The sequence below is a fragment of the Mycobacterium alsense genome, from assembly GCF_002086635.1.
Classification (GTDB): Bacteria; Actinomycetota; Actinomycetes; order Mycobacteriales; family Mycobacteriaceae; genus Mycobacterium; species Mycobacterium alsense.
In genome coordinates, this window is sequence record NZ_MVHD01000038.1 from 13,937 (window position 1) to 34,594 (window position 20,658).

Genomic DNA, 20,658 nt, shown 5'->3' on the forward strand with positions numbered 1-20,658 from the left:
CCGGTCAATCAACACTGCTGCCGCGCTCGACTAGGGGCCGGGGCGCCCGCATGCGGCGCAGTTGCGACGCCCGGCCCGCGGCGTAAAGGCCCAGCTTCCAACGGCTTTCGGTGTTGTCCGGGAACTTCGCGTCGACCAGCCTGCTGACCTTGCGCCCCAGGATGAGCCCGTCGACGGTCATGACGAGCATCAGCACCAGCATCGCCGGAGACGCGTACAGCTGCAGCTGCGGGACGCCGAACGACATGAACAACAGCAGCAGGGTCGCCGGCATGAACAGCCCGAGGACGTTGCGCCGCGAGTCCACCACGTCGCGCACGTAGCGCCTGATCGGTCCCTGGTCGCGCGGCAGCAGGTACGCCTCGTCGCCGGCCAGCATGCGCTCGCGGCGATCGGTCATCCGCGCGCGGCTGGCGGCGCGCTCGGCCCGCCGTTCCTCGCGGCTGAGTTTGGGGCCGGCCAGCGATTTACGCCGGGCCCGGGCCTCCGACGCGGTCATGGGCGCCGGCGCGACCGGGCCCTTCTTCGCGTTGCGGCGGGCTTCGCTGCGCTTCGGTGTGGGCCGGCCCTTGGGGCCGGTCCGGGTCGACCGCGGTGAGCCCCCGGCCGCGCCGCCGGCATCGCCCGGCACCGCCCCCTCGAGGTCGCCCTGCCGACCGTCCTCCCGGCTCCTCCTGCGGCCCATTAGCTTCACAGTGGCCAGGTTACTTCGGCCCAAGACGGCCCGGTAACGGCCCCGCAAGGCATTGTTATTAGCCATGCGCCAGCCCGGCGCTTGGACCTACGCTTACGGTGATGAACGGCTACCTGTGATGGATGACGGCACGATGGCATCGGATGACGCTGCCGATGTCCTTGCGCCCGGGCGGCTTCGGCTGCCGGCCATGCAGGTCCTGGTCGCCCCGGATTGCTACGGGGACAGCCTGTCGGCCGTGGAGGCCGCCGCCGCGATCGCGACCGGCTGGACCCGATCGCGTCCGGGCGACCGGTTCACCGTGGCGCCCCAGTCCGACGGCGGCCCCGGTTTCGTCGAGGTGCTGGCCAGCCGGCTGGGGGAGAAGCGTTCGCTGCGGGTGTACGGGCCGCTGGGGGAAACGGTGGAGGCCAAGTGGGTGTTCGACCCCGCCTCGTCGACCGCGTACCTGGAATGCGCGCAGGCCTGCGGCCTGAACCTGCTCGGCGGCCCGCCCACCCCGGAGACGGCGGTGGCCGCCGACAGCAGCGGCGTCGGGCAGCTCATCTACGAGGCGTTGCGGGTCGGGGCGACGCGGATCGTGGTCGGGCTGGGCGGCAGCGCGTGCACCGACGGCGGGAAGGGCATGATCACCCAGCTGGGCGGCCTGCAGGAGGCTCGGCACCGAATGACCAACGTGGACCTGATCGCCGCCTCCGACACCGAATACCCGCTGCTGGGCCCGTGGGGCGCGGCGCGGGTGTTCGGGCCGCAGAAGGGCGCGGACACCGCCGCCGTCGCCGCGCTCGAGGTTCGCCTCGAGGCGTGGGCGCTCGAGCTGGAGGCCGCGGCCGGCCGGGACGTGAGCTCGGAGCCGGGCGCGGGGGCCGCCGGCGGCATCGGGGCCGGGCTGCTCGCGCTGGGCGGCCGGTGCGAGTCGGGCGCGGCGATCATCGCCGAACACACCCACCTGGCCGAGGAGCTGGAGGTCGCGGACATGATCGTCACCGGCGAGGGCCGGTTCGACGAGCAGTCGCTGTTCGGCAAGGTGGTGGGGTTCATCGCGGAGTCGGCGCGCCCGCTGGGGATCCCGGTGATCGTCCTGGCCGGGCAGGTCGGCCTGGAAAATTCCGCGGTGCGCTCCTCGGGCATCATGTCCGCGCTGTCGATCGCCGATTACGCCGGTTCGGTGCGGTTGGCGCAGGCCGACGCGGCCAACCAGCTGATGGGTCTGGCGTCCGAGGTGGCGGCGCGGCTCGGGAATAGCGGTCCGGCAGGGTACCGTTGAGGGAGTGGGTTTTACCCGGGCAGCGGAGCCCCACCGGACAGCCCCACCCAGACGACGATTTCCGCGAGGCACGTAGGAGAAAGCAATGACGGTGCAAAACGAGTCGACCGCCAAGACCCACGGCGTGATCCTGACCGAATCCGCGGCCGCCAAGGCGAAGTCCCTGCTGGACCAGGAGGGCCGTGACGACCTGGCGCTGCGCATCGCGGTGCAGCCCGGCGGATGCGCCGGCCTGCGCTACAACCTTTTTTTCGACGACCGGACGCTCGACGGCGACCTGACCGCGGAGTTCGGCGGCGTGACCCTGACCGTCGACCGGATGAGCGCCCCCTACGTCGAGGGCGCGTCCATCGACTTCGTCGACACCATCGAGAAGCAGGGCTTCACCATCGACAACCCCAACGCCACCGGTTCCTGCGCCTGCGGCGACTCGTTCAACTGATCCGGCGACGGCGTCAATACGTGCCGCCGGTGCGCAGCACGTACGAGCACACCGCGATCTGGCCGCGCTGAAACAGCAGCTGCGCCACGCCCTGCACCTCGCCGCGCAGCGGGCCCCCGGCCGCCGGTGACACCTGCATCGTGAAGAGCGCCTGGGCCTGGTACTGCGACAGGTAGACGATCTTGTCGATCGACGTCACGTGCACCTCGGAAAACTGCTTGCGGAAGGCGTCGCTGCTCATCTTGGCCAGCGCCTGATCGGAGCGTTTATCGCGCACCCCGTCGTACATTCCGCACAGCGCGTTGCGCACGATGACGTCGATGTCCCGGTGATCCAGCGCGTCCAGGTACTCCTGGATCGCCGCCTTGGCCGCGCTCTCGGACAGCGACGTGCCGGTGTTGGCGCCGTTGGTGCGCACCCCGTAGGTGATCGCCAGCGTCAGCGCGGCCACCAGCGCGACGGCCACCAGCACGCCGACGATCAACCGCCGCCGGGACCGTGGCGCCGGGTAGGGCACCGCGGGGGGCGGACCGGCGTAACCGGGCTGGCCGGGCTGGCCGGGCTGCTGGGCGAAGGCGGGCGGCTGCGACTGGCCCGTTGGTCCGCCGGCGCCGACAGTCTGGTGCGGCGGGTGCGGACCTGCCATTGCTTCTCCTACCGTGGTGGACGGAACGGTGAGCGGGCCGAATCGTGAGCGGGCCCGTGACTTCCCCTTGGCAGGCTAGCGCACGGCTGCGGGCCGACCGCGAAGCGACGACGCCCCATGCGGCTGAGTAAGCTAGGCGACCTTACTAACGATGGATGGAGATTTCGTGACGATCGCGGTGACAGGTTCGATTGCGACCGACAACCTGATGCGGTTTCCCGGCCGGTTTTCCGAACACCTGCTGGCCGAGCACCTGCAGAAGGTGTCGCTCAGCTTCCTGGTCGACGACCTGGTGATTCACCGCGGCGGCGTGGCGGGCAACATCGCCTTCGCCATCGGCGTGCTGGGCGGCGACGTCGCCCTGGTGGGCGCGGCGGGCGACGACTTCGACGACTACCGCCAGTGGCTGCAGTCGCACGGCGTCAACTGCGACCATGTGCTGATCTCCGAGACCGCGCACACGGCGCGTTTCGTCTGCACCACCGACCTCGACATGGCCCAGATCGCGTCGTTCTACCCGGGCGCCATGTCGGAGGCCCGCAACATCAGGCTGGCCGACCTGGTGTCGTCGGCCGGCAAACCCGACCTGGTGATCATCGGCGCCAACGACCCCGAGGCGATGGTGGTGCACACAGACGAGTGCCGCAAGCTCGGCCTGCCGTTCGCCGCCGACCCGTCTCAGCAGCTGCCGCGGCTGTCCGGGGAGGAAATCGACCGGCTCGTCGACGGCGCGGCCTACCTGTTCACCAACGACTACGAGTGGGAGCTGCTGCTGTCCAAGACCGGCTGGTCGGAGGCCGACGTGCAGGGGAAGGTCGGCCTGCGGGTGACGACGCTGGGCGCCAAGGGCGTCGACATCGTCGAGCGCGACGGCACGACCACCCACGTCGGCGTGGTGCCCGAGACCAGCCAGACCGACCCCACGGGCGTGGGCGACGCGTTCCGGGCCGGCTTCCTCACCGGGCACAGCGCCGGGTTGAGCCTGGAGCGTTCGGCGCAGCTGGGCTCGCTGGTCGCGGTGCTGGTGCTGGAGTCGACCGGGACCCAGGAGTGGGCGTGGGACCGCGAGGCCGCCACGGCCCGGCTGGCGGGCGCCTACGGCGACGACGCCGCCGCCGAGATCGCGGAGGTGCTCGCCTAGCGCCGGGCGCCAAGCCGCGGCGTCGGCCGTGAGCCGACGGCGGCCACACGCCGAATGCCTGCCCCCGGGGGCTCAGAGCTGAACCGGATACACCGGCTCACTGATCTGCGGCACCACCGTGCGCTCGACGAAGATCGCGTGCCACAGCATGAAGATCAGCACCGTCCACAGCCGGCGGCTGTGATCGCTTGCGCCGGTTCGGTGTTCGTCGAGCATGCGGCGCACGGCCGCCAGGTTGACCAGGTGATCGGCCTGCGAGGAGTCCACCGTCGCATACGCCCACTCCAGCAGCTCGCCCGCGCGCAGCCAGTGCCGAATCGGCACCGGGAACCCCAGCTTGGGACGGTGCAGCACGTGCGCCGGAACGATCGGCTCCAGGGCCCGTCGCAGCGCGTACTTGGTGGTGGTGCGGGTGATCTTGGCCTCGACGGGCAGCCGGGAGGCGACGGCGAACACCTCGGGATCCAAGAAGGGCACCCGAAGCTCCAGCGAGTTGGCCATCGTCATCTTGTCCGCCTTGACCAGGATGTCGCCGCGCAGCCAGGTGAACAGGTCGACGTGTTGCATGCGGGCCACCGGGTCCCAGCCCACCGACTCGGCGTACACCGCCGCCGTCACGTCGGTGTGGGTCCACTCGTCGCGGAACCCCGGCAGCACGTCGCGCAGCTGCGCGTCGGAGAAGCTGCGCGCGTTGCCGTAGTAGCGCTCCTCGAGCGTCAGCGACCCGCGGTAGAGCAGGCTCTTGCCGCGCATGCCCTCCGGCAGCGGCCTGGACACCTTGCCCATCGACTGCCTAAGCGGCCGCGGCAGATACTGAAAAGGTTTCAGCGACAACGGTTCTCGGTAGATGGTGTAGCCGCCGAACAGCTCGTCGGCGCCCTCGCCGGACAGCACCACCTTGACGTGTTTGCGCGCCTCGCGGGCGACGAAGAACAGCGGGACCAGCGCGGGGTCGGCGACCGGTTCGTCGAGGTACCAGACGATCTCGGGGAGGGCGGCGACGAACTCGTCGGGGCTGACGACCTTGGCGACGTGGCGCGCGCCGATCGCCTCCGCCGAGGCCACCGCCACGTCGATCTCGGAGAACCCCTCCCGCTCGAACCCGGTGGTGAAGGTGATCAGCTTGGGGTTGTGCCGGATCGCCAGCGCCGCGATGGCCGTGGAGTCGATGCCGCCGGACAGGAACGCCCCGACGGTGACGTCGGCGCGCATGTGTTTGGCCACCGAGTCCTCGAGCACCGCGGTGATCTCGTCGTAGCGGGCCTGTTCGGTGTCGCGGGTGATCGGCACCGCGTCGAACCGCGGGACGAAGTAGCGGGTGATCTCGGGGGGCCGACCGGGCCGGATGCGGGCGTAGCAGCCCGATTCCAGCCGGCGCACCCCGCGGTGCAGGGTCTCGGGTTCGGGCACGTACTGCAGCACCGTGTAGTGCTGCACCGCCCGCTCGTCGATGCGCGCGTCGAACCCGACCAGCGCGGCCAGGTCCATCAGGCATTTCTTTTCGCTGGCCACCGCGGTGCCGCCGGTGCCGGTGGCCATGAACAGCGGCTTGATGCCGAACGGGTCGCGGGCGCAGAGCAATTCACGGGTGACGGTGTCCCACAGCGCGAACGCGAACATGCCGCGCAGCCGCGCCAGCACGCCGGTGCCCCAGTGGTGATAGCCGGCCACGATCGGCTCGCCGTCGCCGTCGGTGGCGAACCCGGCGCCGTGCGTGGCGGTCAGCTCGTCGCGCAGCTCGAGGTAGTTGTAGATCTCGCCGTTGAACACCAGCTCGTAGCGGTCGGGCGTCTCCGGCGGTCCCCACCGCAGCGGCTGGTGCGAATGCGCGATGTCGATGATCGACAGCCGGTTGAACCCGAAGACGACGGAGCCGTCCGCATTGGTCCACGTGCCCGGCTCGTCGGGGCCGCGGTGGCGCATCAAATGCGAGGCGCGGGCGAGCGCGGCCGAGGTGTCGGCGGCGCCGCCGGCCTCGGCGGCGCCCGGGGCCGCGACGAACGCCAGCAGACCACACACGGCGCCCCAGTATGCCGCACTCGGGCCGCGCTCGCGGAGCCACACACCGGGGACCGGTCGGGGCTTCGTCAGCGCGGCGAGCGGCGTGGTCTACGCTGCGTAGTATTCGATTGTCCGAGGAGGAGGCGCCAAGGTGACACCTCGCGAGCAGATCCGTTCCCGGCGGGGTCTGTCCCGCCGGCTGCGGCCGCTGGCCCTGGCCGCGACGCTGGGCGTGCTGGCGGTGACGCTGAGCGGGTGCAGCTGGTCGGAGGCGCTGGGCATGGGTTGGCCGCAGGGCATCACGCCGCAGGCCCATCTCAACCGGCAGCTGTGGATCGGATCGGTGATCGCGTCCCTGGTCGTCGGGGTCATCGTGTGGGGGCTCATCTTCTGGGCGTCGGCGTTTCACCGCAAGAAGGCCACCGACACCGAGTTGCCGCGCCAGTTCGGCTACAACATGCCGCTGGAGCTCGCGCTCACCGTGACGCCGTTCCTCATCATCTCGGTGCTGTTCTATTTCACCGTGGTGGTGCAGGAGAAGATGCTGCACCTGGCCAAGGACCCCGAGGTCGTCGTCGACATCACGTCCTTCCAATGGAACTGGAAGTTCGGCTACCAGAAGGTCGCCTTCAAGGACGGCACCCTGACCTACGACGGCGCCGACCCCGCGCGCAAGCACGCGATGGTCTCCAAGCCCGAAGGCAAGGACGCGCACGGCGAGGAGCGCGTCGGGGCCATCCGCGGGCTCAATCCCGAGGACCGGACCTACCTGAACTTCGACAAGGTCGAGACGCTGGGCACCCCCACCGAGATTCCGGTGCTGGTGTTGCCGGCCGGCAAGCGCATCGAATTCCAAATGGCCTCGGCCGACGTCGTCCACACCTTCTGGGTGCCGGAGTTCTTGTTCAAGCGCGACGTCATCCCCAACCCCGAGGCCAACAACAGCGTCAACAAGTTCCAGGTCGAGGAGATCACCAAGACCGGCGCGTTCGTCGGCCACTGCGCCGAGTTCTGCGGCACCTACCACTCGATGATGAACTTCGAGGTCCGGGTGGTGGCGCCCAACGACTTCAAGGCCTACCTGCAGCAGCGGATCGCCGGGAAGACCAACGCCCAGGCGTTGCAGGCGATCGCCCAGTCGCCGGTAGCGGTGACCACCCACCCGTTCGAAACCCGTCGCGGCGAGATGACCGCAAGCCAGTAGGTAGGACGCTCAATGCACATCGAAGCGAGGCTGTTCGAATTCATCGCCGCGTTCTTCATCGTGGCGTCGGTGCTGTACGGGGTGCTGACCGCCCTGTTCGCCACCGGCGGTGAGGAGTGGGCGGGCACCACCGCGCTGGCGCTGACGGCCGGCCTCGCGCTGATCACCGCGACCTTCTTCCGGTTCGTCGCACGCCGGCTGGACACCCGCCCGGAGGACTACGAGGGCGCCGAGATCAGCGACGGCGCAGGGGAATTGGGGTTCTTCGCCCCGCACAGCTGGTGGCCCATCCTGATCGCCCTGGCCGGCTCGGTGACGGCGACCGGCATCGCGCTGTGGCTGCCCTGGCTGATCGTCGCCGGGGTGGTGTTCATCCTGGCGACGGCGGCCGGGCTGGTGTTCGAGTACTACATGGGCCCCGAGAAGCACTGATTTGCGGCTCGAAGGTCACAATCAGGGCATCAGTTGACCGGCGGACCCTTTGCCAAGACTTCTTTGCTTCGGTTGGTTCGATAGGGTTGCCCCGGCACAATGAGAAACTTCCCAGCGCGCGCGCAACGAGGTAGCCGCGGGGCCCCGCGCGCCGGTGACGCGGTTGGACAGGGCAGGGAACTATGAGCGGGCCGAAGCCTCCGGGATGGCAACCTGGCGACCCGGATTCTGCAAGCGACTCCGTCGGCGAACCGGCGCCTGACTCCCCCGGGGACGTCGAGCCCTTCGACGACAGCGCCGAACTGCCCGCCGCGGACCAGACCGACCAGACGGGGCAGACGGACGCGTACTCGCGGGCCTACTCGGCCCCCGAGGCCGAGCAATTCCTCAGCGGCCCCTACCTGCCGGCCGACCTGAGGCTGTACGACTACGACAGCTACGACGAATCCGCCGACGCCGACGACGAGCACCGCGCGCCGCGCTGGCCGTGGGTGGTCGGCGTCGCCGCCATCGTCGCCGCCGTCGCGCTCGTCGTCGCGGCGTCGCTGCTCGTCACGCGCACCGGCACCAACAAGCTCGCCAACCCCGCCACCACCACGATGTCGCCGCCGCCGACCACGACCCCGACCGGTCCGCGGCAGGTGACCTACTCGGTGACCGGCACCAAGGCGCCGGGCGACATCATCTCGGTGACCTACGTCGACGCCTCGGGCCGCTCCCGCACCCAGCACAACGTGTACATCCCGTGGTCGATGACGGTCACGCCGATCTCCACGTCCGACGTCGGCTCGGTCCAGGCGTCCAGCCTGTTCCGGGTCAGCCGGCTCAATTGCTCGATCACCACCAGCGACGGAACGGTGCTGTCGTCGAACAACAGCGACGCACCCCAGACGAGCTGCTGATGGTCAGCAGATATTCCGCCTATCGGCGGGGTCCGGACACCATCCCGCCGGACGTCATCGACCGCATCCTGGTGGGCGCGTGCGCCGCCATCTGGCTGGTGCTGCTGGGCGTGAGCGTCGCGGCCGCCGTCGCGCTGGTGGACCTGGGCCGGGGCTTTCACAAGGTGGCCGGCAGCTCCCAAACCCCCTGGGTGTTGTACGCCGTCATCATCGTCTCCGCGCTGATCATCGCCGGGGCGATCCCGGTGCTGCTGCGGGCCCGCCGCCTGGGCCTGATCGAGCCGGCGCGGGCGGCGGCGCCGGCGCCCGGGGCGAACCGGCCGCCGGTGCGCCTGATGGCTCCCAAGCCGCGCACCGCGGCCGAGCGGGCGCGCCAGCAGCGGATGCAGGCCGCGCAATCGGCCGAGTGGTCCGGCGCCGCGGTGGACCGGGTCTGGTTGCGCGGCACCGTGATCCTGGCCGGCACGATGGGCGCCGCGCTGATCGCGGTCGCGGCGGCGACCTACCTGATGGCCGTCGGCCACGACGGCGCGTCCTGGGTGGGCTACGGGCTGGCCGGTGTGATCACGGCGGCGATGCCGGCCGTGGAATGGCTACACGTTCGGCAGCTGCGCCAGCTGGCCGGGGCCCGCTAGCCGGTCGCTTTCGCCGGGCGATGCGTGCGCGGCCTCGAGGGCCGCCTAGTGCTCGGCGTGCTCTCCGTTGGGCGAGCCGACGCCGGTCTCCTGGTGTTCGCGCAGCGCGGCCAGCGCGCGTCGCTCGGAGGAGTGCGCCGCCTCGCGCAGCGCGGCGTCCTCGGACGGCGGGTCGGCGGTCAGGAAGCTGCCCGCGCCCGGCGCGCCCGCCGATCCCAGCTTGTTCATCCGCTTGGGAATGGCCGCGCCCTGGTACTCGAGCGGGATCGGGTGACCGTGGTCGTCGACGGGCCCCAGCGGCTGATGCAGCTCGATGTAGGCGCCGTGCGGCAGCCGCTTGATGATGCCGGTCTCGACGCCGTGCTCGAGCACCTCGCGGTCGCTGCGCTGCAGCCCGATGCACCACCGGTAGGTGATGAAGTAGACGAACGGCGGCAGGATCACCATCCCGATGCGCCCGATCCATGTCGTCGCGTTCAGCGAGATGTGGAACTTGAACGCGATGATGTCGTTCATCGCCGCCAGGGTCAGGATCATGTAGAAGGCGATCGCCATGGCCCCGACCGAGGTGCGCACCGGCACGTCGCGCGGCCGCTGCAGCAAATTGTGGTGCGCGTAGTCGCCGGAGAACCGCTTCTCCAGGAACGGGTAGATGATCAGCAGGATGAATACCAGCCCCATGATCAGCGCGACCCAGACCGCGGCCGGAACGGTGTGGTGCCAGAAGTAGAACTCCCACGGTGGCCAGATGCGCGCCAGGCCTTCGGTCCACATCATGTAGAAGTCGGGCTGCGAGCCGGCCGAGACCTGAGATGGCTTGTAGGGGCCGAGGTTCCAGATCGGGTTGATCTGTAGCAGCCCGCCCATCAGGCCCAGCACGCCGACGATGGAGGCGAAGAACGCGCCGGACTTGACCGCGAAGATCGGCATCACCCGCACGCCGATGACGTTGTGCTCGGTGCGGCCGGGGCCGGGGAACTGGGTGTGCTTCTGGAACCACACCAGCGCCAGGTGCAGCCCGATGAGCGCCAGGATGATGCCCGGCAGCAGCAAAATGTGCAGCGCGTACAGGCGGGGGATCAGGATGGTGCCGGGGAAGTCGCCGCCGAACAGCGCCCAGTGCAGCCAGGTGCCGATCACCGGCATCCCCAGCGTGATCGAGGAGAGCGCGGCCCGCAGGCCGATGCCCGACAACAGGTCGTCGGGCAGCGAGTAGCCGAAGTAGCCCTCGAACATCGACAGGATCAACAGCAGCGACCCGATGACCCAGTTCGCCTCGCGGGGCCGCCGGAACGCTCCGGTGAAGAAGATGCGGGCCAGGTGCACCATGATCGACGCGGAGAACATCAGCGCGGCCCAGTGGTGGATCTGCCGGACGAACAGGCCGCCGCGGATCTCGAAGGAGATGTTCAGCGCCGTCTCGTAGGCGCGCGACATCTCGACCCCGCGCAGCGGCTGGTAGACGCCGTTGTAGGTGACCTCGGTCATGGACGGGTCGAAGAACAGCGTCAAATACACGCCGGTGATCAGCAGCACGATGAAGCTGTACAGCGCGATCTCGCCCAGCAGGAACGACCAGTGGGTCGGGAAGACCTTGTTGAGCTGCCTGCGCACCGCCGCCGACGGGTGATAGCGGGTGTCGATGTCTTCGCCCTGGCGCGCCAGGACGTCACCGATCTTCGGGGGACTCAGTTTCGGACTCATGTCGTCGTCCTCTCCCAGAATGCCGGACCGACGGGCTCGATGAAGTCGCCGTTGGCGACCAGATACCCGTTGGAGTCGATGGTGATCGGCAGTTGCGCCAACGCGCGCGCCGCGGGACCGAAGATCGGCTTGGCGAAATGCAGCGCGTCGAACTGCGACTGGTGGCACGGGCACAGGATGCGGTAGGTCTGCTGTTCATACAGCGATGCCGGGCAGCCGAGGTGCGAGCAGACCTTGGTGTAGGCGAAGAACTCGCCGAAGTTGAAGCTCTCCTGGCCCTGGCGCTTGACCATCCGCGGCATGTCGCTGGGCCGGATGCGGATGAGCATCACCGGGTTGCGGACGCCCATCTTGATCGCGGTCAGCTTCTCGTGCGATTCGGCGGTGGTGCCGTCGCCGTCGGACTCGCGCCACGGGAAGACGGTCTCCATGCCGCCGGCGTCCATGTCCTCGGGGCGCATCTTGACGAACGGGGCACCCGAGTGCGAGCCGGTGGCCCGCGCCAGGTAGATGGTCTCGCCGTGGTAGCGCGGGGTCCAGCCCGACGTCCACAACTCCGCCTTCATGCCCTCGGCGGTAGGCACGACCGGCTTCCACGGGTTCTTGATCAGGCCGCCGGCAAACGCGACGAGGGTGCCCAGCCCGAACGCGCCCAGGCCCATCCCCAGTGACATGCCGATCAGCTTGCGCCGGCCGATCGTCGAGCCCTGGTAGGCGTCGGACAGGTTCGCCACCACCGTCTTGCGGTCGACCTCACGCGAGGCGCCGTCGTGGCGGTCCTGAATCGAAAGCTCTTCGGGGATAAACCTTTTCTGATACAACACCGCGCCCACCGCGATGCACAGAATGGACATCCCGAAGGTGAGGCCGTACAGCGGGGTGGCCAGCGAGTAGAGGAAGCCGCCCGCCTCCTCCTTGGACTTGTACTCCCAGGGCCAGAACAGGAAGACCAGCAGCAGCGCCAGCCCGAATCCGCCGCCCAGCAAAAGCCAGCGGGCCACCGAGCGCTCGGCGCGCTTCTCGGCCTTGGTGCCCTCGACCGGCCAGCGGGGCTCCTTGAACACGGTCTCGACGCCGTCGAGCTTGCCGCCCAGGGCGACCAGCTCCTGCTGCGACATCGCGGCCAGCGCGGCCTCGTCGGGCTCATAGGGCGCCCCGGCGCCCGCAGGAGCTTTGTCGGTGTCCGAGCCGCGCACGTCGCTCTTGTTGGACAAGTCGCTCATGATGCTCGCGCCCCAATCCACAGTGCCAGCCCGATGGCGGCCACCATCCCGATGATCCACATGGCCATGCCCTCGGGCGCGGGTCCGAATCCGCCGAGGCCGTAGCCGCCCGGCTGGCGCTCCTCGGAGACGGTCTTGACGTAGGCGATGATGTCCTTCTTCGCGTCGAAGGACAGCTGCCGGTCGGAGAACTTCGGCATGTTCTGCGGGCCGGTCAGCATCGCGGTGAGGATCTGCTGCTCGTTGGCCGCGCCCAGGTCGGGCGCGTACTTACCGGACGACAGCGCCCCGCCCTTGCCGGTGAAGTTGTGGCATGACGCGCAGTTGAGCCGGAAGAGGTCGCCGCCGCGGCCCAGGTCGTCGCCGCGCAGCGAGTGCATCGCGAGGCTGCCGTCGGGGTTGCGCACGACGGTGGGGCCGCCGCCGTTGGCCTGCACGTAGGCGCCGATCGCGTCGATCTGGGACTCGTCGAAGATCGGCTCCTTGCGCGGGGCCTGCGCCTCGCCGCGCATCGCGGGCATGCGGCCGGTGGAGACCTGGAAGTAGACGGCCGCCTCGCCGACCCCGATCAGGCTGGGCCCGTGGTCGGGCACGCCCTGCAGGTTCGCGCCGTGGCAGGACACGCAGGAGGTGTCGAACAGCTGCTTGCCGGTGCGCAGCAGCGCCGACGACGACTCGTCGGCGACGGCCACCTGCGGGGTGGGGGTCAGCACGGCCGCCAGGCCGCCGGCGATCGTCAGCGCGATCAGCAGCAGCAGGCCGCCCGACAAGCGGCGGCGCAATCGCCGCCGCGCGCGATCGCTGCGCTGACCGCCTGGTTTGCGTGTAGACCCCAGTCCCTTCAACCGAGCACTCCTGTTCTTCGTGAAAGCCCCGGCCTTCATCGAATGAAATAGATCACGGTGAACAGCGCGATCCACACGATGTCCACGAAATGCCAGTAGTAGGAGACGACGATGCTGGCCGTCGCCTGCGCCGGCGTGAACTTGCTCATCGTGGTGCGGGCCAGCAGGAAAATGAAGGCGATCAGGCCGCCGGTGACGTGCAGGCCGTGGAAGCCCGTCGCCAGGTAGAACACGGTGCCGTAGGCGCTGCCCGGGATCGTCGTCCCGTGCGTCATCAGGTGGTAGTACTCGTACGCCTGACCGAGGATGAAGAACAGCCCCATCAGGAAGGTGATCACGTACCAGCGGCGCAGCCCGAACACGTCGCCGCGTTCGGCGGCGAACACGCCCATCTGGCACGTGAACGACGAGGCGATCAGCACGAGCGTCACCGGGACGGCCTGATACAGGTTCAGCTCGGTCGGCGGCGGCGGCCAACTCCCGCCGGCCTGCGCCCGCGCGGTGAAATACATCGCGAACAGGCCAGCAAAGAACATGAGCTCGCTGGAGAGCCACACTATGGTGCCGACACTGACCATGTTGGGCCGATTGAGCGAATGAACTCGCGACGTGATCGCGGTACCGGAGGTCCCCACAGCGCTGGTCACATCCGCAAGTATGACGCTTTGTAGTTGTCGAGCTCTACCCGGGTCGGAAAAAACCGCGATCGGCGTTTCGCGTGCCGCGGCGGGCCCGCGACCGGCGCGAGCGCGGCCCGCTCCAGCGGCGATTGGGGGGCGGCTGGTTCTCGTGGGACCATCGGCGCGTGGCCGTGTCGTCTGAAGCCTTCCCACCGGGGTCGGCCCCGTCGTGGCCGGAGGTCCTCGGCCACCTGACCGGCGGCCGGGAACTGGCACGGGGCCAGGCCGGCTGGGCCATGGACCAGATCATGACGGGCCACGCGAGCCCGGCCCAGATCGCCGCGTTCGCGGTGGCGATGACCATGAAGGTCCCGACCGCGGCCGAGGTGAGCGAGCTGGCCGACGTCATGCTCGGGCACGCCCTGGCGCTGCCCGCGGGGGCGATCCCCGACGACGCCGTCGACATCGTCGGCACCGGGGGCGACGGCGTCAACACCGTCAACCTGTCCACCATGGCGTCGATCGTGGCGGCGGCGGCGGGGGTGCCGGTGGTCAAGCACGGCAACCGGGCGGCGTCGTCGCTGTCCGGCGGCGCCGACACGCTGGAGGCCCTCGGCGTGCGCATCGACCTGGGTCCCGAGCAGGTCGCCCGCAGCGTCGCCGAGGTCGGGATCGGGTTCTGCTTCGCGCCGCTGTTTCACCCGTCCTACCGGCACGCGTCGGCGATGCGCCGCGAGGTCGGGGTGCCGACGGTGTTCAATCTCCTTGGGCCGCTTACCAATCCGGCTAGGCCGCGGGCGGGATTGATCGGCTGCGCGTTCGCCGACCTGGCCGAGGTGATGGCCGGGGTGTTCGCCGGGCGCCGCTCCAGCGTGCTGGTGGTGCACGGCGACGACGGGCTCGACGAGCTGACCACCACCACCACGAGCACGATCTGGCGGGTGCAGGCCGGCACCGTGGACCGGCTGACGTTCGATCCGGCCGGGTTCGGGTTCGCCCGCGCCGAGCCGCACGAGCTGCTGGGCGGCGACGCGCAGGCCAACGCGGCGGAGGCGCGCGCGGTGCTGTCCGGCGCCGGGGGGCCGGTCCGGGACGCGGTGGTGCTCAACGCCGCCGGGGCGATCGTCGCGCACGCCGGGCTATCCAGCCGCGCTGAATGGTTGCCGGCCTGGGAGGACGGGCTGGCCCGCGCCGGCGCCGCCATCGACTCGGGGGCGGCCGAACAGCTGCTCGCGCGATGGGTGCGGTTCGGCCAGCAGGCCTGAGTCGCCGACCTGCGCCGGGCCTTGGTGTGAGGCCAGCCGCGCCGAACGCGCGAGCGCCGCCCACCCCGCCCAGGCGCCGGCCGACCGCAGCGGGGAGGCCCACCCGTTCCCCGCGGCGTCGGCGATCCGGACGATGCGCACCCCGGGCGCGGCCAGCCACCGCGCGACGAGCGCGGTCTCCTCGACCAGCGCCCCGCCGAGCGGCGCCGCCGCCGGCAGGATCGCCTGTGCGCCAGCGTGAATGGCGTCGATCACCGGCATGGGGGGCACCCCGCGGCGGGCGGTGCCGGCCGCGGCGAGCCCGCCGTGGCGGATCACTGCGAGGTGGTAGCCGCCCCGCCCGTCCGGCGCGGCGGCGATCAGTTCGGGCAGCGCGGCCAGCGCCCGCAGCCGCTGGCCGCGCCACAGCATCTCGATGGCCGCGGCGGTGCGGTCCCGCAGCCGCGCGGCACTCTCGAAGTGACGTTGCTCGGCGAGCGTGCCGACGCGGCGCACGGCGGCCGCCAGGGCCGCGTTGTCCAGCCCGTCGATCAGGGCCGCGACCCGCGCCACGGCCCCCGCGTACTGGGTGGCGGTGACGCCGCGGGGGGCGGGGCAGGGCGAGACCTCGGCCTCGGGACACGCGGGCCCGTGCAGGGCCGAGCGCCCCAGCCGGGTGGTGCAGGTGCGCAGCCCGGTGAACCGGGCCAGCAGCTCGGCGGTGTCGGCGGCGTCGGCGCGGGACCGAAACGGGCCGACGGCGCGGTCGTGGCGCGGCGAGCGGACCGCCGCCAGCCGCGGAAACGCCTCGTCGGTGAGCGCCAGCCACCACCACCGCTGCGGAAACCTCGACCGCCGGTTGTACGGCGGGGCGTGCGCGGCCAGCATCCGCAGCTCGCGCACCCCGGCCTCCAGCGCGTGCGCGCACTCGACGTGGTCGACGGCGACGGCGAGCGCGACCATCTCCTTCATCCGGCCGCGCGGATCCGCGCCCGTGAAGTACTGGGCCACCCGCCGGCGCAGGTCCACGGCGGTCCCGACGTAGAGCACTTCGCCCCCCGGCCCCCGAAACAGGTAGACCCCCGGCCGGTGCGGCAATCCCTCGGCGAGCACCCTCTTGCGGCGCTGGGCCGGGGTCACGTCGGGCAGGTAGGAGCGCAGGTCGGCGTAGGTGTGCACGCCCTGGTTGCCCACCCGCTCGATGAGCGCGTGCAGCACGTCGACGGTGGCGCGGGCGTCGTCGAGGGCGCGGTGCGTCGGCTGGGCGGCGACGGCGAACAGCCGCGCCAGCGCGGCGAGGCGCACGCTGGGCGCTTCCTCCCGGGTGAGCACCCGCCGCGCCAGGCGGACCGTGCACAGCACCTGCGGCCGCGGCCAGGCGATCCCGCAGCCCCGGGCGGCGGCGCGCAGGAATCCGACGTCGAACCCGGCGTTGTGCGCGACGAGCACGGCGCCCGCATCGAAGCCGGCGAACTCGAGGAACATCGGCAGCACGGCGTCGATGGTCGGGGCGTCGCACACCATCGCCGTGGTGATGCCGGTCAGCTGAACGATCTGGGGCGGGATGCTGCGTTGCGGGTCGACGAGGGTGCCGAACTCGCCGAGCACCACGCCGCCGCGGACCTTCACCGCGCCGATCTCGGTGATGGCGTCGCACGGCGTTGCGTCCGTCCCCTTGGTGCGCCCGCCGGTGGTCTCCAGGTCGACCACGACGAACGTCGTTTCGCGCAACGGGATTTCGTCGACGTGGGGGCTCGGCGAGGCGGCCGGGTCCCAGCCCATGTCGGCGAAACTCAGCTGCGCCGCCCCACTGGCACCCATGGGCGTGACGTTAGGCAGGCCGACCGACAGCCCGGGATCGCCACGCCGGGGGAGATGTCGGTGGGCGCGGTTAGCGTTCGGGTGAACTCGGCGTTTTCGAGGGCCAGACCGACCAGACGGAGACAGACGGAGAGGACCGCCCAGATGGCACGGAACAACAGCTCAGGTGGCAGTGCGGTCGATGAAGCGCTCGCGCCGGTGGTGATCGACTGTGACCGGTGCGCGGTGCGCGGGCCGGGGTGCCGCGACTGCGTGGTCAGCGTGCTGCTCGGGGCGCCGGAGACGTTGTTATACGACGAGCGGGTGGCGCTCGAGGTGCTCGCCGACGCGGGGTTGGCGCCGCGGCTGCGACTGGTGCCGATTCATCGGGAGCGAGGGTCCGGTGTAGCCTAATTGCCTTGTGCGCCAAAACCACTGGACCGTCTTAGGGGATCGCCAGCATTCACAAGGTAATGACAGAAATCTTCCTATTTTCTTAACCATCCGCTTTGGACAAACACCGAGACCATTTCGTAACCTGTTTGAGACCTAAACTAGCTCGACGGCGCAGTGCCCCGGCGGTGCCGTTCCAAGGCCGTTTAAGGATGCCAATTTTGAGCTTCGTCCGGATGTACCCGTGTGCGCGTGTGCTTACACGATCGACCGTCGGTACGTTAGCGGGTCTCACCATCTTCTCCGGAATCCTTGCCGCGAATGCCGGGTTCTCGGGCGCCGATCCGGCCGACGATGCCCTGGCGAAGCTGAACCAGCTGTCGCGCCAGGCCGAGCAGACCACCGAGGCGATGCACAGCGCGCAGCTCGACCTGACCAAGAAGCTGGTCGTGCAGCGCGCGGCGGAGAAGAAGCACGCCGACGACCAGGCCGCCGCGGACGCGGCGAAGGCACGCCTGGCCGCCTTCCAGGGCGCGGTCAACAAGCTGGCCGCCGCGCAGTACATGGGCGGCCGCGTCGACGGCATGGCGGCCATGCTGACCGCGTCGTCGCCGCAGGGTCTGATCGACAAGCTGGCCGTGCAGCGGCTGATGGCGACCCAGATGCGCACGCAGATGTCGAACTACCGGATCGCGGGCGAGCAGGCCGCCAAGGCCGAGCAGGCGTCCGCCAAGTCCGCCGCCGACGCCAAGAGCGCGGCCGAGCAGGCGGCCGCGGTCCGCGCGAGCCTGCAGTCCAAGCAGAGCCAGCTGCAGGTGCAGATCGCGGTCGTCAAGTCCCAGTACGTGTCCCTGACGCCCCAGCAGCGCACCGCGCTCGCCGATCCCGGGCAGCTTCCGGCGGGAGCCCCGGCGCCCGGCGCGCCCGCGCCGGACGCGTTACCGCCCGGGGCGCCGCCACCCGGCGGGCAGCCGCCGGGCGGGGCTCCGCCTCCCTTCGGCATGCCCGGCGCGCCCGGCGGCGTGGGCGGCGGCAACCGCGGAACCGTCGTGCAGGCGGCGCTGACGCAGGTCGGCTCCCCCTACGTGTGGGGCGGTGCGGCGCCCGGTGGATTCGACTGCTCGGGGCTGGTGATGTGGGCTTTCCAGCAGGCCGGCATCTCGCTGCCGCACTCCAGCCAGGCGCAGTCCCAAGGCGGCCAGCCGGTGGCCATGTCGGACCTGCAGCCCGGCGACGTGGTCACCTTCTATTCCGACGCGTCCCACAGCGGCATCTACGTCGGTGACGGCATGGTGATCCATTCCTCCACCTACGGCCAGCCGGTGCGCGTGGTGCCGATGAATGCCGCAGGCCCGATCCACGACGCCCGCCGCTACTGACCGTCCCGGCTGGCGTCGGCGGCTGCCGATCCTGCTGGCATGGGTGTTCGCGCTCGAGTTGATCGTCGCCGCGGCCGTCCCGTTCGACGCGGCCGGCGACAGCCGTTCCCGGCACGCACAGCTGGTCACCCCCGCCCGCGGTCACGTCGGCGCCGCCTCGAAGTCGCTGGTCGTCGGCGACCGCACCGTCCGGCTCTGGGGCCCCGGCGGCCTCCCGAGCGACCGGCTGCTGTCGCGGGTGGCGTCCAACATGGGGTCCGCGATCCGCGCGGTGGAGGCGTTCTGGGGCGCCGACTGGCCACGCGACGTCTCGGTGCTCGCGGCCGGCTCGAACGAACAGTTCCGCGCCGCCGCCGGCGGGGGACCGGCGTCGCAGTGGGCCGACATCGCCGCCGTGACCGTCGCCGACCGCGTCGATCCCACCCGCCGGGTCGCGCTGGGCCAGCGGATCGTGTTCGCGCCCGGCGCGGCCAACATGAACGAGCCCGCGCTGCGAATTGTGTTGACCCACGAGCTTTTTCATTACGCCGCCCGCCCCGCCACCGCATCGGATGCGCCCCGCTGGCTCACCGAAGGGGTGGCCGACTTCGTCGCCCGGCCGCCCACCCCGGTGCCCCGAGACGCGCTGCCGGTGCCGCTGACCATGCCCGCCGACGGCGATCTGGACGCGCCGGGTCCGCAGCGCTCGGCGGCCTACGACCGCGCCTGGTGGTTCGCCCGCTTCGTCGCCGACACCTACGGCCCGCCCAAGCTGCGCGACCTGTACGTGGCCGCGTGCGGCGTCAGCCACGTCGATGTGCCCACCGCCGTCCACGACGTCCTCGGCGTCGACACGGCGGGGCTGCTCGTGCGCTGGCATCAGTGGCCGGCCGGCGCGGCTTGATTGCCGGGCTTCTCCTCAGACCGTGGACACGGTCTGCACCGTCGCCAGGCTAGCCTGTCGTCAGTGAGCCGGGTCCTGCTGGTAACCAACGACTTTCCGCCCCGCCCGGGCGGCATCCAGTCCTACCTCGGCGAGTTCGTGGGCCGGCTGGCCGCCGCCGGGTCGCATGCGGTGACGGTGTACGCGCCGCAATGGAAGGGCGCCGACGCCTATGACGAGTCCGCCCGGGGCGCCGGCTATCGGGTGGTGCGCCATCCGGGCACCCTGATGCTGCCCGGCCCGGCGGTCGACGCCCGGATGCGCCGGCTGATCGGTGAGCACGGCATCGACACCGTCTGGTTCGGCGCGGCCGCGCCGCTGGCACTGCTGGCCCCCCGCGCGCGGCGGGCCGGGACGACCCGGGTGCTCGCCAGCACGCACGGCCACGAGGTGGGCTGGTCGATGCTGCCGGTCGCGCGGTCGGTGCTGCGTCGCATCGGCGAGCACACCGACGTCGTGACGTTCGTGAGCCACTACACGCGGTCGCGCTTCGCGTCCGCCTTCGGCCGCGCGGCGCGGATGGAGTACCTGCCGCCCGGCGTGGACACCGACCGGTTCCGGCCCGACCCTGCCGCCCGGGCGGAGCTACGGGCGCGCTACCGGCTCGGCGAGCGACCGACCGTGGTGTGCGTGTCGCGGCTGGTGCCGCGCAAGGGCCAGGACACGTTGATCCGCGCGCTGCCGTCGATCCGGCGGCGGGTCGACGGGGCCGTGCTGGTCGTCGTCGGCGGGGGGCCCCACCTGGGTGCGCTGCGCAAGCTGGCCGACGAGTGCGGGGTGGCCGAGCACGTGAGGTTCACCGGCGGCGTGCCCGCCGCCGAACTGCCCACCCATCACGCGCTGGCCGACGTGTTCGCGATGCCCTGTCGCACCCGCGGCGCCGGCATGGACGTCGAGGGCCTGGGCATCGTGTTCCTGGAGGCCTCGGCGACGGGCGTGCCGGTGATCGCCGGCCTGTCCGGCGGGGCCCCGGAAACGGTGCGGCACAACGAGACCGGGCTGCTGGTCGACGGCCGCTCGGTGGACAAGGTCGCCGACGCCGTCACCGCGTTGCTGGCCGATCGCGACCGCGCGGCCGCGATGGGCGCGGCCGGGCGCGCGTGGGTGACGTCGCAGTGGCGCTGGGACGCGCTGGCCGCCCGCCTGGCCGACCTGCTGGGTTAG

19 protein-coding genes and 1 pseudogene are annotated in these 20,658 nt (G+C 70.9%); 12 read left to right on the forward strand and 8 right to left on the reverse strand.

Annotated elements, in window-relative coordinates; genetic code table 11:
• Positions 1–4 precede the first annotated feature (4 nt).
• The gene (locus BST11_RS18990) at positions 5–694 is read right to left on the reverse strand and encodes a DUF3043 domain-containing protein (RefSeq protein ID WP_083139437.1); all 690 of its coding nucleotides are present in this window, start codon (positions 692–694) and stop codon (positions 5–7) included.
• Positions 695–884: 190 nt separating this feature from the next.
• Here BST11_RS18990 and BST11_RS18995 point away from each other — a divergent pair, with 190 nt between their 5' ends.
• A complete protein-coding gene (locus BST11_RS18995) occupies positions 885–1,961 on the forward strand; it encodes a glycerate kinase family protein (RefSeq protein WP_169834933.1) in 1,077 nt (358 codons plus the stop codon).
• Between the two features lie 85 nt (positions 1,962–2,046).
• A complete protein-coding gene (locus BST11_RS19000) occupies positions 2,047–2,403 on the forward strand; it encodes a HesB/IscA family protein (protein WP_083139439.1) in 357 nt (118 codons plus the stop codon).
• A gap of 13 nt (positions 2,404–2,416) precedes the next feature.
• Here BST11_RS19000 and BST11_RS19005 read toward each other — a convergent pair whose 3' ends face one another.
• On the reverse strand, positions 2,417–3,049 hold the full coding sequence (locus BST11_RS19005; protein WP_083139440.1) for an Rv0361 family membrane protein: 633 nt from the start codon (positions 3,047–3,049) through the stop codon (positions 2,417–2,419).
• A gap of 166 nt (positions 3,050–3,215) precedes the next feature.
• On the opposite strand from BST11_RS19005, the gene BST11_RS19010 reads away from it, so the two are divergent.
• On the forward strand, positions 3,216–4,190 hold the full coding sequence (locus tag BST11_RS19010) for a carbohydrate kinase family protein (RefSeq protein ID WP_083139441.1): 975 nt from the start codon (positions 3,216–3,218) through the stop codon (positions 4,188–4,190).
• 72 nt (positions 4,191–4,262) lie between these two features.
• On the opposite strand, the gene asnB is transcribed toward BST11_RS19010, so the two are convergent.
• A complete protein-coding gene (gene asnB / locus BST11_RS19015) occupies positions 4,263–6,209 on the reverse strand; it encodes an asparagine synthase (glutamine-hydrolyzing) (protein WP_083139468.1) in 1,947 nt (648 codons plus the stop codon).
• A 133-nt stretch (positions 6,210–6,342) separates the two neighbouring features.
• Here asnB and ctaC point away from each other — a divergent pair, with 133 nt between their 5' ends.
• The 4 genes from ctaC (at position 6,343) to BST11_RS19035 (ending at position 9,364) form a co-directional block, all read left to right on the forward strand.
• Positions 6,343–7,395, forward strand: a complete 1,053-nt coding sequence (ctaC, locus tag BST11_RS19020; RefSeq protein WP_083139442.1) for an aa3-type cytochrome oxidase subunit II — start codon at positions 6,343–6,345, stop codon at positions 7,393–7,395.
• 12 nt (positions 7,396–7,407) lie between these two features.
• Positions 7,408–7,827: a cytochrome c oxidase subunit 4 gene (locus tag BST11_RS19025; protein ID WP_068213310.1), complete on the forward strand. Its 420-nt coding sequence runs from the start codon at positions 7,408–7,410 to the stop codon at positions 7,825–7,827.
• A gap of 182 nt (positions 7,828–8,009) precedes the next feature.
• The gene (locus BST11_RS19030) at positions 8,010–8,729 is read left to right on the forward strand and encodes an MmpS family transport accessory protein (RefSeq protein WP_083139443.1); all 720 of its coding nucleotides are present in this window, start codon (positions 8,010–8,012) and stop codon (positions 8,727–8,729) included.
• Positions 8,729–9,364: a DUF2561 family protein gene (locus BST11_RS19035; protein ID WP_083139444.1), complete on the forward strand. Its 636-nt coding sequence runs from the start codon at positions 8,729–8,731 to the stop codon at positions 9,362–9,364. The genes BST11_RS19030 and BST11_RS19035 overlap by 1 nt, the downstream gene beginning before the upstream one ends.
• 45 nt (positions 9,365–9,409) lie before the next feature.
• Here BST11_RS19035 and qcrB read toward each other — a convergent pair whose 3' ends face one another.
• From qcrB to ctaE, 4 genes are read right to left on the reverse strand one after another with little or no spacing between them, the layout of a single operon-like run.
• Positions 9,410–11,068, reverse strand: coding sequence for a cytochrome bc1 complex cytochrome b subunit (gene qcrB, locus BST11_RS19040; protein WP_083139445.1), 1,659 nt, complete (start codon positions 11,066–11,068; stop codon positions 9,410–9,412).
• Entirely contained in the window at positions 11,065–12,291 is a 1,227-nt protein-coding gene (gene qcrA, locus BST11_RS19045; RefSeq protein WP_083139446.1) for a cytochrome bc1 complex Rieske iron-sulfur subunit, read from the reverse strand. The genes qcrB and qcrA overlap by 4 nt, the downstream gene beginning before the upstream one ends.
• Positions 12,288–13,136: a cytochrome bc1 complex diheme cytochrome c subunit gene (gene qcrC / locus BST11_RS19050; protein WP_372509720.1), complete on the reverse strand. Its 849-nt coding sequence runs from the start codon at positions 13,134–13,136 to the stop codon at positions 12,288–12,290. Before qcrC ends, qcrA begins: the two co-directional genes overlap by 4 nt.
• Before the next feature lie 35 nt (positions 13,137–13,171).
• On the reverse strand, positions 13,172–13,783 hold the full coding sequence (gene ctaE / locus BST11_RS19055; RefSeq protein WP_067315419.1) for an aa3-type cytochrome oxidase subunit III: 612 nt from the start codon (positions 13,781–13,783) through the stop codon (positions 13,172–13,174).
• 158 nt (positions 13,784–13,941) lie between these two features.
• Between ctaE and trpD the strand changes: the two genes are divergently transcribed.
• Positions 13,942–15,021, forward strand: coding sequence for an anthranilate phosphoribosyltransferase (gene trpD / locus BST11_RS28185; protein ID WP_158086803.1), 1,080 nt, complete (start codon positions 13,942–13,944; stop codon positions 15,019–15,021).
• Here the strand turns inward: trpD and BST11_RS19065 are convergent.
• Positions 14,959–16,821, reverse strand: a pseudogene (locus BST11_RS19065) (DEDD exonuclease domain-containing protein); the annotation flags it as partial. The gene trpD and the pseudogene BST11_RS19065 overlap by 63 nt on opposite strands.
• A gap of 144 nt (positions 16,822–16,965) precedes the next feature.
• Between BST11_RS19065 and BST11_RS19070 the strand changes: the two are divergent.
• From BST11_RS19070 to pimB, 4 genes are all read left to right on the forward strand, one after another.
• Positions 16,966–17,214, forward strand: a complete 249-nt coding sequence (locus tag BST11_RS19070; protein WP_083139450.1) for a hypothetical protein — start codon at positions 16,966–16,968, stop codon at positions 17,212–17,214.
• A 215-nt stretch (positions 17,215–17,429) separates the two neighbouring features.
• Positions 17,430–18,572 (forward strand): peptidoglycan hydrolase RipC, encoded by a 1,143-nt coding sequence (gene ripC / locus BST11_RS19075; RefSeq protein WP_083139451.1) that lies wholly within the window; start codon positions 17,430–17,432, stop codon positions 18,570–18,572.
• Between the two features lie 43 nt (positions 18,573–18,615).
• Positions 18,616–19,455, forward strand: coding sequence for a hypothetical protein (locus tag BST11_RS19080; RefSeq protein ID WP_083139469.1), 840 nt, complete (start codon positions 18,616–18,618; stop codon positions 19,453–19,455).
• A 63-nt stretch (positions 19,456–19,518) separates the two neighbouring features.
• The gene (pimB, locus tag BST11_RS19085; RefSeq protein WP_083139452.1) at positions 19,519–20,658 is read left to right on the forward strand and encodes a GDP-mannose-dependent alpha-(1-6)-phosphatidylinositol monomannoside mannosyltransferase; all 1,140 of its coding nucleotides are present in this window, start codon (positions 19,519–19,521) and stop codon (positions 20,656–20,658) included.

Excerpts from the sequence above, each read along its gene's own strand:
- BST11_RS19000 (WP_083139439.1), top strand. The coding sequence starts at position 2,047 with ATGACGGTGCAAAACGAGTCGACCGCCAAGACCCACGGCGTGATCCTG.
- BST11_RS18995 (WP_169834933.1), top strand. The coding sequence starts at position 885 with ATGCAGGTCCTGGTCGCCCCGGATTGCTACGGGGACAGCCTGTCGGCC.
- ripC (WP_083139451.1), top strand. The coding sequence starts at position 17,430 with ATGTACCCGTGTGCGCGTGTGCTTACACGATCGACCGTCGGTACGTTA.
- qcrA (WP_083139446.1), bottom strand. The coding sequence starts at position 12,291 with ATGAGCGACTTGTCCAACAAGAGCGACGTGCGCGGCTCGGACACCGAC.
- BST11_RS19005 (WP_083139440.1), bottom strand. The coding sequence starts at position 3,049 with ATGGCAGGTCCGCACCCGCCGCACCAGACTGTCGGCGCCGGCGGACCA.
- BST11_RS19025 (WP_068213310.1), top strand. The coding sequence starts at position 7,408 with ATGCACATCGAAGCGAGGCTGTTCGAATTCATCGCCGCGTTCTTCATC.
- qcrB (WP_083139445.1), bottom strand. The coding sequence starts at position 11,068 with ATGAGTCCGAAACTGAGTCCCCCGAAGATCGGTGACGTCCTGGCGCGC.
- BST11_RS19070 (WP_083139450.1), top strand. The coding sequence starts at position 16,966 with ATGGCACGGAACAACAGCTCAGGTGGCAGTGCGGTCGATGAAGCGCTC.
- BST11_RS19035 (WP_083139444.1), top strand. The coding sequence starts at position 8,729 with ATGGTCAGCAGATATTCCGCCTATCGGCGGGGTCCGGACACCATCCCG.
- BST11_RS19030 (WP_083139443.1), top strand. The coding sequence starts at position 8,010 with ATGAGCGGGCCGAAGCCTCCGGGATGGCAACCTGGCGACCCGGATTCT.